This is a genomic window from Paraburkholderia sp. (assembly GCF_035948235.1).
Taxonomy (GTDB): Bacteria; Pseudomonadota; Gammaproteobacteria; order Burkholderiales; family Burkholderiaceae; genus Paraburkholderia.
This window is the reverse complement of sequence record NZ_DASZJJ010000258.1, coordinates 1-10,595: the sequence shown is the minus strand read 5'-3', so window position 1 is coordinate 10,595 and position 10,595 is coordinate 1. Positions and strand designations below refer to the sequence as shown.

The window sequence follows — 10,595 nt, the reverse complement described above, 5'->3', positions numbered from 1 at the left end:
GTATGCAGATCGAGCTGGCCGTGCTGCGCGCGCACGATCTTGACCTGCGGCGGCAGTTCTTCGCGCAGTTCGGCGATCAGTGCTTCCTGACCCGCTTCGTCGATCAGATCGGTCTTGTTGAGGATCACGAGATCGGCGGCCGAAAGCTGGTCTTCGAACAGTTCGTGCAGCGGCGATTCATGGTCGAGATTCGGATCGGCGCGGCGCTGCTCGTCCACGGCCTGCGGGTTGGCCGCGAACTGGCCGCTGGCGGCGGCGGGGCCGTCCACCACGGTGACGACCGCATCGACGGTGAACGCGTTGCGGATCGAAGGCCAGTTGAACGCCTGCACCAGCGGCTTGGGCAGCGCGAGACCCGAGGTTTCGATCAGCACATGATCGATATCGCCGCGGCGTTCGAGCAGTTGCTCCATCACCGGGAAAAATTCTTCCTGCACCGTGCAGCACAGGCAGCCGTTGGCGAGTTCGTAGAGCTGGCCTTCGGTTTCGTTGCCGTTCTCGTCGCAGCCGATACCGCAGCCGCGCAGGATTTCGCCGTCGATGCCGAGTTCGCCGAATTCGTTGACGATGACCGCCACGCGCAGGCCGCCCGCGTGCTGGAGAATGTGACGCAGCAGCGTGGTCTTACCGCTGCCGAGAAAGCCCGTGACGATGGTGACGGGGATCTTGCGCATTTGCATGAGGTGCTCCTTCGGCGCTGTGGCCGCAGGTGGAATGCGCCGCGCCGGATGGGATTCGCGCCTCTTCGCCTGCCTGTTGCCAATACGGTGCGCGGCCTGCCGGAAATCAGCCTGGCAAGCGCGACACGACACAACAAGGTTCACGGCAAAGAAGGCGCGTCATGGGCCCAAACCGGCTGACGCATGGAAATCATGGACAGTGCGCCGCATCCCCGCAGCGCGCGTCCCGCGTATCTGGCCGGTATCCGGACTGACGAAAACCGCTTCGCCTTCCCACGCCGGGCCTCGCGGCCCGATTGCGCAGTGGCGCCCGGCATGCGTCGCATGCCTTGAAGCGGCTTGCATCGGATTTACAGCCGATGCGTTCGTTGTACCGTTGCGGGTGCAGTTCAGATTAAGCTCATCGCGTTGCACGCGTTCGCTCCCTGATTCCCGTTTAACCGCGTGCAGAACGATCGCGCACGCGAGCACCAGAGTGCGTGCGAGTGTAGGCGCGGGCCATCCATGCGTCAACACGCACACACTGCGCGCGCACGCGGGAGCGCCGCTGGAGCCGCGATGCGTGTGCTATCGTAGCGCGCATTCCCGGCGGTCAATGGCATGAAATGGCGTGCATCGACGTGTCTTCATCTGCGCGCCGCGCAGACTCCCCGTCACCCGCCACAGCCCGCACTCACGTGAATCGCATCCTACCCGCCGATCCCTTGCCCGATGCCTCAGCCCCGGCAGACAATGCGCTCGCGCTTGGCATAGGTTGCCGCAGCGGCGTGACGCTCGCGCAGGTCGAAGCGGCGGTGCAGGCACAGCTCGGCAATCGCGGCGATGGTGGCGATGGTGGCGATCGTGGCGAATGGACGCTCGCGCAGGTCAAGGTCGTGGCGACGCTCGACGCGAAAGCCGCCGAACCCGCGCTGCTCGCGTTCTGCGCCGCGCATGCGCTGCCGCTGCGCACCTTCACGCGCGAAGAAGTGGCGAGCGTCGAAGCGCATGCCCTGCCTTCCGCGCCCAGCGCCGCCGCGCAGGCACGTTTCGGCGTGGCTGGCGTGTGTGAACCGTGCGCTTGCCTGGCAGCCGCAGGCGGCCCGCTCGTGCGCGCCAAGCTCGCGCTCGATGGCGTGACCGTGGCGCTTGCCGCCTTCGCCAATCAAGTAACTCCGAAACCACAGGACTGATCCGCGACGATGAAAACCGATCCCGAATCGCACCAGCGTATGACCCAACGCCGCCGCGAAGGCCACGAGAAGAAGCAGGCCGCCGCGACGCACGAAAAAGGCCTCCTGATCGTCAACACCGGCAACGGCAAGGGCAAGAGCACAGCGGCGTTCGGCATGGCCGTGCGCGTGCTCGGCCACGGTATGAAGCTGGGCGTCGTGCAATTCATCAAGGGCGCGCTGCATACCTCCGAACGCGACTTCCTCGCGAGCGTCGCGCACTGCGACTTCGTGACGATGGGCGACGGCTACACCTGGAACACGCAGAACCGCGATGCCGATATCGCCACCGCCCGCAAAGGCTGGAACGAAGCGAAGCGCATGATCGAAAGCGGCGAATACGCCATGGTGATCCTCGACGAGTTGAACACCGTGCTCAAGTACGAATACCTGCCGATCGAAGAAGTGCTGGAAGTGCTCACCGCGCGCGGGCCGATGCAGCACATCGTCGTCACGGGCCGCCACGCATCCGACGAGATGATCGAAGCCGCCGACCTCGTCACCGAAATGCGCCTCGTCAAGCACCCGTACCGCGAACAAGGCGTGAAAGCGCAAAAGGGCGTGGAGTTCTGACGCGATGAACGCGAAGCTTGCGTGCCCGGCGCTCTTCATCAGCGCGCCCGCTTCGGGTCAGGGCAAAACCACGCTCACCGCCGGCCTGGCTCGCCTGCACCGCCGCCAGGGGCGGCGCGTGCGCGTGTTCAAGACCGGCCCGGATTTCCTCGATCCGATGATCCTCGCGCGTGCGAGCGGCGCGCCAGTCATGTCGCTCGATCTCTGGATGGTGGGGGAAGCCGGCTGCCGCGCGCTGCTCGCACAGGCCGCAGCCGAGGCCGATCTGATCCTGATCGAAGGCGTGATGGGCCTGTTCGACGGCACGCCCAGCAGCGCCGATCTGGCCGCAACGTTCGGCGTGCCGGTGGCCGCAGTGATCGGCGCGAATTCGATGGCGCAGACTTTCGGCGCGCTCGCCTTTGGCCTTGCGCGCTATCGCGCCGATGTGCCGTTTCATGGCGTGCTCGCCAATCGCGTCGGCTCGGCGCGGCACGCGCAGATGTTGCAGGAAGGCCTGCCCGCCGATATCCGCTGGCTCGGCCATGTGGCCAGCGACGCGCAGTTCTCGCTGCCCGACCGGCATCTGGGCCTGCATCAGGCCAGCGAAATCGCCGATCTCGACGCGCGTATCGAACGCGCCGCCGACGCGCTCGCGCAAACTGCGCTAGCCGACCTGCCGGCCGCCGTGACGTTCGATGCGCCCGCGAGCGTTACGCCAACGCCCTCATTGCTCGCAGGCCGTCACATCGCCATCGCGCGCGACGCCGCGTTCTCGTTCCTCTATCCGGCCAATCTCGCGCTGCTCCAAGCGATGGGCGCGCGCGTGAGTTTCTTCTCGCCGCTCGCCGACGAAGCCGCGCCCGCAGAGGCCGACGCCGTCTATCTGCCCGGCGGTTATCCCGAACTGCACGCGGCCACGCTCGCCGCCAATGCGCGCAGCGCCGCTTCGCTGCGGGCACACGTCGAGGCCAACAAGCCGCTCGTCGCCGAATGCGGCGGCATGCTGTATCTGCTCGACGCGCTCACCACCGTCGACGGCACGCGCACGCCCATGCTCGGCCTGTTGCCGGGCGACGCCGAGATGCAAAAGCGCTTCGCCGCGCTCGGCATGCAGCGCCTGGACGGCGCGCACGGCATGCTCACCGGCCACACGTTCCACTACTCGCGCGTGAGCACGCCGCTGGCGCCGCTGCTGCGCGCACGCCACGCCCAAACGGGTGCGGACGGCGAAACGCTCTATCGCCACGGCCCGATCACCGCGACCTATATGCACGCCTACTGGCCTTCCAATCCGGCCTTCGCGGCCGCCCTCTTCCATGGCACAACCCTTTGACGACGCCGAACGCGCGGCGGTTTACCGCGCGATCTACGAACGGCGCGACATGCGCCATTTCGCGCCCGGCCCCGTCGATCCGGCGGTGCTCGCGCGCCTGCTCGACGCCGCGCATCACGCGCCGAGCGTGGGCTTCATGCAGCCGTGGCGTATCGTGCGCATCACCGATGCCGCCGTGCGCGAGCAGCTTCAGCAGGCCGTCGAGCGCGAACGCATCGCGACCGCCGACGCGCTAGGCAAGCGCCGCGAAGAGTTCATGAAGTTGAAGGTGGAAGGCATGCGCGAATGCGGCGAGCTGCTGGTCGTCGCGCTGATGGACCGTCGCGAGGCGCATATCTTCGGGCGCCGCACGCTGCCGGAAATGGACCTCGCGTCGATCGCGTGCGCGATCCAGAACATGTGGCTCGCGGCGCGCGCCGAAGGTCTCGGCATGGGCTGGGTGTCGATCTTCGATGTCGACGAAGTGCACGCGCTGCTGGGCATGCCTCCTGGCGCGAAGCCGGTAGCGATCCTGTGCGTCGGCCACGTAGCCGAGTTCTATCCGAAACCGATGCTCGAAATGGAGCATTGGGCCGAGCGCAAGGATCTGGGCGAGTGCGTCTACGAGAATCGCTGGCCCGCAGACCCGGATCCGCAGGCCTGACGCGCTTATTGCGCGAGCGGTGTAACCGATATGACTGCGGGCATCGCAGCGGCGCTACCCTGAGCGCTGGCCGGCGCCAAGTCCTTCATCTTCACGCGCCATTGCGGCGCGCCCGCGTAAGGCATCTTCGCCAGCGCGCTGGCGACCAGATACGGCAGCGCCTGTTGCGCGTCGGCGTTGCGGTCGCGCTTTTCGGCGCTCACCTTGTAGGTCTCGTGGCCATCAGGCAGCGCGAAAAAGCGCAGCGTGAGCGTATGCACGTAACGATGGCCGAACCACGGCAGCGACGGCCCTTCGGCCGGATTGCAGCCGCCCTTGCAGTCGCCCGTGGCAACCGTGACATCGGCGGGCCGCGAAGCCCATGCGGCGGAGACGAGATAACGCGCGGCATTCGACGCGTCCTGCTGGAAGCCACGTTGCGCCAGGCCCTCGCGCAGGAGCGCCTCGTAAGGCAGGTTTTCGCCCGCATCGGCCTGCGACGGCGTGCGAGCAAAACGGTAAGTCGATGCCGGGACAGCGGCGCCCACCGCCTCCGCCGTGGGGAAACCACCGCTTGCCTGCACGTCGGCGCTTGCACCGGCGCAGCCGGCAAGCAGACCCGCCAGCGACACGGTGCAGATCGTCATCAGAAACTTCACTGCGTACTCCATCGGAATCTTGGCCAGCAGGTTCTGGCAGCGCCCGGGCTTCTCAGGCGGCACACGTGACGTTACGCGACACGCGAGGGCCGCACGGCCCTCATTCCGGTGCTTCCAGCGCCGGCAACGACATCGTCACCGTCGTGCCCTGGTCGGGCATGCTCTCGACCTGAATGTCGCCGCCATGGCGCGTCACGACCGTCTTCACGAACGCCATGCCGAGTCCCGCGCCGCTCACTTCGGGCCGCTGCCCTTCGTGAAAGCGGCGGAACGGCTCGAACAGTTTCGCCTGATCCTCAAGTGCAATACCGTAGCCCTGATCGCGGATCGCGCAGATCACGCGCGGTGCCGAACCCTTCTCGACCGCGATACTACAGATAATTCTGGTGTTTTGTGGGCTGTATTTCACCGCATTGTTAAGAAGGTTGACAAGAGCCCGCGTCATCAGTGAACGGTCGGCGTTGATCCAGCCCATCTCGTCGCCATCGAAGGCGGTCTCGACCTGAATGTGCCTGGCGCTGGCCTGCGGCCAGACTTCGTCGCTGGCGTCGATTGCGAGTTCTGTCAGGCTGGTCGGCTCCAGCGCATAGACCTGCGATTCCGCGCGCGCGAGTTGCACGAAGTCGTCGGCGAGGGTGAGCGAGCGGCGCGCGTAGCGCTCGATCCGGTCCATCACCTCGCGCACCGGCGCGGCCGCTAGCGTGCCGCGCTCGCGTTCGGTCTCGACCAGCGCGACGATGGACGCCTGCGGCGAGCGCATGTCGTGCGACAGCAGCCGCAGCGCGTCCTCGCGCTGGCGTTCGGCGTCGTGCAGCGCCGTCACATCGACCAGACCCGCGATCCAGCCCACCGCCTGCCCCTGCGCGTTGGTGCAGCGCGCGTAGCGCAGCAGGTAATCGCTGCCGTCGCGCGCGCGCACCTCGACGCCGCGCTCCATCAGTTGCGCGTAATCGCCCAGCGCCGGATCGAGCGGCGCAGGCCAGTGCGCGTGCGCGAAGGCGAGCGTGTCCGGGTTCGGATCGATCGGCTTGACCAGCGCGAGATCGCCGAACACGTCCTGCATCTGCCGCCCCTCGGCCAGCGCAACGTTCAGGCCTGCGAAGTAGGCGCGCGCCGCGTGGTTGGCGATCAGCACGACGCCTTGCAGATCGGCCACGATCAGCGGCTCGGGCACCGAATCGAGGCTGTCCCACACGAAGCGCCGCATGTCCTGCAGACGTTGCGCGGCCTGCGCCATCAGCGCCATCTGCTGCGCCAGCGCATCGCCGCCGAACTCGCGCGCGGGCACCGGCGCTTCGGGTAAAAGATAGGGTTCGTCGGCGAGCTGCTTGAGCTCTTTGCGCAGATACGCCATCGTCATTTCCAGACGCCGCCAGCCCCACAGCGGATAGACCAGCGCCAGCGCCAGTATCGCGGGCACCGGCGCGAGCCAGACCCGCGCGAAATAGAGCAGCCCGGCGCTGGCCGCGAGCGTGAGGAGCGCGAGCAAGGACAGCATCAACAGCGTGCGCAGCGGCGAGAACACCAGAAAGCCCGCCAGCAGCATCGCGAGCGGCAGCAGCGAGGCGAGTACGACGGCCATACGCGAGGCCGGTTCGATGGCCGAGCCGGTGAGCAACGTATCGAGCACGAGCGCGTGGATATCGACGCCCGGCATCGGCCCGAGCGTGCCCGAAAGCGGCGTGGCGAAACGGTCATACAGGCCGGATGCCGTCACGCCCACCAGCGCCACGCGGCCGCGCAGCAGATCGGGCGGCACGCGGCCTTCGAGCACCTGCGCGAACGAGATCTTGCGGTACGACTGCGTGGTCGGGCTGAACGGCAGCAGGAAGCGCGCCTCGCTGCCCGTGTTGGCCACGCGCAGGACTGTGGCGTCGGCGCGTTTGAGCGCATCGGTGGGGGGATTCGGGGTGCCGGCGAGCGCGATGCGGCCGTCGCGCACCGCGCGCCACAGCGGTTCCATCAGTTGCGGCCAGCGCTGCTGCGCATCGCCTTCGAACAGCGCCACGCTGCGCACGATGCCGTCGTTGTCGACTTCGAGATTGATGTGGCCAAGACCGGCGGCGGCGCTGGCGAGCGGCGCGACGGGCTTGACGAGCTGGCGGCGGCCATCGGCTCCATCGGCTCCATCGGCAGACGCGGCGGCGGGCGACAGCAGAATGGGAAGAAACGCGGGACGCTCGCGCAATGCGGCGGCAAAGCGCGCGTCGTCGGGCGAGGGCTCGGTGAAGAGGACGTCGTAGACGATGGCAGCCGCGCCCGCCCTCGCCAGTTCGTCCACGAGTTGTGCGTGGACGCTGCGCGGCCAGGGCCAGCGCCCCAGTGCGGCGACGCTCGCGTTGTCGATCTCGACGACCACGATGTCGGGCGACACCGGGTGCTTGCGCGCGGCGAGAAAGCGGTCGTAGACCAGCGAATCGGCGCTGAGCGTCCAGTGCGTGAGCACGCTCAGCAGGACGATGGCGACGCCCGCGCAGGCCACGCCCAGCCATTCGAACAGAAAGCGCCGCCCGGCAAAGCGCCCGGGGCGGCCAGGGTGGCCGGTGTAAAGGCTCGTGCGCGCGCCCAGGCTCATGCGCGCGCGCCTCACCAGTCGATCCGGAACGACTGGACCGGGCTGGCCTTCTGGTAATAGCGTCCGCCGTCGAACTGCTCGGCGATCACCGTCCAGTAGTAGACGCCCTTAGGCAGATCGCGCACGACGGCCTGGCCGTCCTTGATGTCGGTGCGATCGACGAGCGGCGTGCGCAGATCGGGCGACGCCGCCAGCACGAAGCGGAACTGCGTGTCGCCCGCGCTGCGCTCGACGAACCAGCGGAACGCGTAGTCGCGCGAGCCGTCGACACGGCCGGCCGTGGCGTTGAGCGAGACGCGGCGGCGCTGGAACGCATAGGTGGACGGCATGCCTTCGAGGCCGTTTGCGTCGATGGCCGACAGGCGCACGAAATATGTGCCGTCGTCGAGCGAGCCGACATCGACGTGAGCCGCATCGGTGCGCAGATCGCGAATCATGTCCAGCAGGCCCGCGTCTCGGCCGATCTGCACGCGGTAGCCCTTTGCAAGCGCGACCGGCTGGAGATCGAACGCGACCACGGCGTCGTCCTGGATCTTCCCGGGATTGCGCAGGTCGGGCGCTTCGAGCAGCGCGACCGGTGCGCCGGGCGCGCCGCCCGCAAGCGTCACGCTGCCGTGACGGGCCGCAACGAGTTGCGTCGAAGCAGCCAGCGGCGTGCCGGGCGCGGGCGCCACGCTCGCCGCCTGCCCCTGCGGCGCGGCATCGACACCCACGGCGCCTTCGAGCACTTCGACCGCCGTCGAGCCCTTGTCGCCGTCGTAGTTCACGCGAAAACTGGTGCCGCGCACGCCCGCCACCACCGACGGCGAGCGGATCTGGAAACGGTCGTCCTTCTTCGTGGCGTGCGTGACTTCGGTGTTGACCTCGCCGTGCTGCAGATTGACGACGCGATCGGTCGCGCCCGTCAGCGCCGTCTGGCGCAGCGTGGCGAGATTGAGCGCGCTGCGCGGCGGAATCACGAGATGCGAGCCGTCGGCCAGTTCGAGCGTGGCGAAGCCGTTCTCGCCGGTCTGCACATGCTCGCCTTCAACCAGATTCGCGCCGACGATCAGCGGTAACTGCGCACCGCCGCCGAAGGTGTGGCTCGCGGCTCCGGATGTGGCGATCACGCGCGCGCTCAGGCCGTCCTGGCGCAGCAGCACGACCGGCACGCGCAGCGCCGTGCCGGGCTTGAGGCGGCGCGGCGCGCTGACGTGATTCAGACGCGCGAGCTGAGCCCAGTCGGCGGGGTCGCTCAGGTAGCGCTGGGCAATGTCGTAGAGCGAGTCGCCGGCACGCGTGACGTAGATCGTGGTTTCGGCCGATTTTGCGGAGGTGTGCGCGGGCACATGAGCAGGCGTGTGAGCGTAGGCTGCCGGCAGCAGGCTGAACGTCAGCGCACAGGCCAGCAACGGGCGCGCCGAACCGACGCCGCTCAAGCCGCGTCCCCTTCGAGACGTTCGAGACGGTAGCCGTAGCCGTAGATCGGCGTCAGGCGATAGCCGTTTTCGGGACGCAGGCCGAGCTTCGAGCGCAGCATCGAAACGTGCGTGTCCATGGTGCGCGACGGGATGTCGTCGGACTGTTTCCAGATCACGTCGAGGATATGCGCGCGCGACAGCGGGCGGCTCAGATGCTGGAACAGCAACAGCGCGAGTTCGAACTCCTTCTGCGTGAGCGCGACCGCCTTGCCGCCGACCGACGCCTGACGCGACTTCAGATCGAATTCATATTCGCCGAACACTTCCTTCTGCGCCGGCGCGTGCAACTGGTAGGCGCGGCGCAGCAGCGAGCCGACGCGCGCGAGCAGCACCGGCGCGGAGACCGGCTTGACCACGTAGTCGTCGGCGCCGCTGTTGAGCATCAGCGCGATATCGACTTCGCGGCTGCGGCTCGTCATGAACAGCACGGGCAGGCGCGTGGAAAGGCTCTGGCGGACCCAGTGCAGGACTTCGTCGCCGGCCATGTCGGGGACGTTCCAGTCGAGCACGAGCAGGTCGAACGTCTGCCGTCTGAGCTGCTTGACGAGATCGCCTCCCTTGGCGAACGCGTGACAGACGTGGCCCGCGGCCTCCAGCGTTTGGCAGACGAAATCGGTTTGCGCCGGATCGTCATCGAGTACTGCGATTCTCATAGTGCCCTGCACCCAGTTCGTTATTCATCTTCTCGGGCCGGGCCGGCTCAATTGCGCCCAGAAGTTTGCCACTGGTTCGCCATTGCCGCCCGGACTCCATGCCCAATCTCTTGCTGCGCAGCCCCTGCCGCGCCCAATCCGCTACTTTCGCTGCGTCTTGAAATAAATGGGAGTGCCTATCGCCCATCGAGATCGGGACCCGGATTTCGCTCATGGTAGTCGAAATCGGCCACCCGTCGGGCCGCCCGTTACCGCAGCACGGCCCGGGGCGCGTGGGCGGGATCTTCGCCGACGCCTGCTTCGTCGGTCCGGCTCGTTCCGGCATGTGCCTCCTGCGTGCCCGTCTGCGGCATACCCGCAAGCACGGCGACCAGTTGCACGCGAACGTGCTCCCAGGCGGCATGCGCGTAGTCGGCCTGGACAGCGGCGCGCGACTGCGCCAGCACAAATGCGCGCAGCACCGTCGAGGAACACTGCGTCAGCTTCTCTGAACGCCCGAAGCGCGACTGGCGCAGCACCTCGGTGAGCCACGGCAATTCGGCCTCACAGGAATCCGCATAGGCTTCCATGGCGGCACGCGCGTGACGGTCGCGAGCGAGGTCGAGTTCGACACGATCGAGATCGCGGTTGCGGCCCGAGCCGCTCACGCGCGAATCAGGAGGAAATCGGATGCTGCCCGAACGGAAAAACATGACAAACCCCATGTTGCGGACAAGCCCGGCCATGGCATCGCGGCGCGCGCGGCTTCGACGTCGAAGGCCGCTGTGCGCATCGGCTGGTACGGACGGACTTGTGAATGAAAAACGAGTGGCGACAGCACGAACTGAACGCTGCGTGGTCTGCGGCG

10 protein-coding genes and 1 riboswitch are annotated in these 10,595 nt (G+C 67.4%); of the genes, 4 read left to right on the top strand and 6 right to left on the bottom strand.

The genetic code is table 11. The features are described from left to right. A partial coding sequence (gene cobW / locus VG320_RS22700; RefSeq protein WP_327202313.1) for a cobalamin biosynthesis protein CobW occupies nucleotides 1–680 on the bottom strand: 680 nt, incomplete at its 3' end. Between the two features lie 219 nt (nucleotides 681–899). Continuing rightward, nucleotides 900–1,170: riboswitch (cobalamin riboswitch) on the bottom strand. Nucleotides 1,171–1,357: 187 nt separating this feature from the next. On the opposite strand from cobW, the gene VG320_RS22695 reads away from it, so the two are divergent. The 4 genes from VG320_RS22695 to bluB are packed head-to-tail and all read left to right on the top strand — an operon-like array spanning nucleotide 1,358 to nucleotide 4,422. Next, nucleotides 1,358–1,852 (top strand): cobalamin biosynthesis protein, encoded by a 495-nt coding sequence (locus VG320_RS22695; protein ID WP_327202312.1) that lies wholly within the window; start codon nucleotides 1,358–1,360, stop codon nucleotides 1,850–1,852. A 9-nt stretch (nucleotides 1,853–1,861) separates the two neighbouring features. Further along, on the top strand, nucleotides 1,862–2,464 hold the full coding sequence (gene cobO, locus VG320_RS22690; RefSeq protein ID WP_327202311.1) for a cob(I)yrinic acid a,c-diamide adenosyltransferase: 603 nt from the start codon (nucleotides 1,862–1,864) through the stop codon (nucleotides 2,462–2,464). Between the two features lie 4 nt (nucleotides 2,465–2,468). After that, nucleotides 2,469–3,779 (top strand): cobyrinate a,c-diamide synthase, encoded by a 1,311-nt coding sequence (locus VG320_RS22685; protein ID WP_327202310.1) that lies wholly within the window; start codon nucleotides 2,469–2,471, stop codon nucleotides 3,777–3,779. Further along, a complete protein-coding gene (gene bluB / locus VG320_RS22680; RefSeq protein ID WP_327202309.1) occupies nucleotides 3,763–4,422 on the top strand; it encodes a 5,6-dimethylbenzimidazole synthase in 660 nt (219 codons plus the stop codon). Before VG320_RS22685 ends, bluB begins: the two co-directional genes overlap by 17 nt. A gap of 5 nt (nucleotides 4,423–4,427) precedes the next feature. On the opposite strand, the gene VG320_RS22675 is transcribed toward bluB, so the two are convergent. The 5 genes from VG320_RS22675 to VG320_RS22655 all read right to left on the bottom strand — a co-directional run bounded on the left by VG320_RS22675 (nucleotide 4,428) and on the right by VG320_RS22655 (nucleotide 10,440). After that, on the bottom strand, nucleotides 4,428–5,060 hold the full coding sequence (locus tag VG320_RS22675; RefSeq protein ID WP_327202308.1) for a DUF4136 domain-containing protein: 633 nt from the start codon (nucleotides 5,058–5,060) through the stop codon (nucleotides 4,428–4,430). Between the two features lie 100 nt (nucleotides 5,061–5,160). Then, nucleotides 5,161–7,635, bottom strand: coding sequence for a CHASE2 domain-containing protein (locus VG320_RS22670; RefSeq protein ID WP_327202307.1), 2,475 nt, complete (start codon nucleotides 7,633–7,635; stop codon nucleotides 5,161–5,163). A gap of 11 nt (nucleotides 7,636–7,646) precedes the next feature. Next, nucleotides 7,647–9,053 carry a FecR domain-containing protein gene (locus tag VG320_RS22665; protein ID WP_327202306.1) on the bottom strand — a complete coding sequence of 469 codons (1,407 nt, stop codon included), beginning with the start codon at nucleotides 9,051–9,053 and terminating at the stop codon, nucleotides 7,647–7,649. After that, on the bottom strand, nucleotides 9,050–9,748 hold the full coding sequence (locus VG320_RS22660; RefSeq protein ID WP_327202305.1) for a response regulator transcription factor: 699 nt from the start codon (nucleotides 9,746–9,748) through the stop codon (nucleotides 9,050–9,052). The genes VG320_RS22665 and VG320_RS22660 overlap by 4 nt, the downstream gene beginning before the upstream one ends. Before the next feature lie 248 nt (nucleotides 9,749–9,996). Continuing rightward, nucleotides 9,997–10,440, bottom strand: coding sequence for a hypothetical protein (locus VG320_RS22655; RefSeq protein WP_327202304.1), 444 nt, complete (start codon nucleotides 10,438–10,440; stop codon nucleotides 9,997–9,999). Between the last annotated feature and the right edge of the window lie 155 nt (nucleotides 10,441–10,595).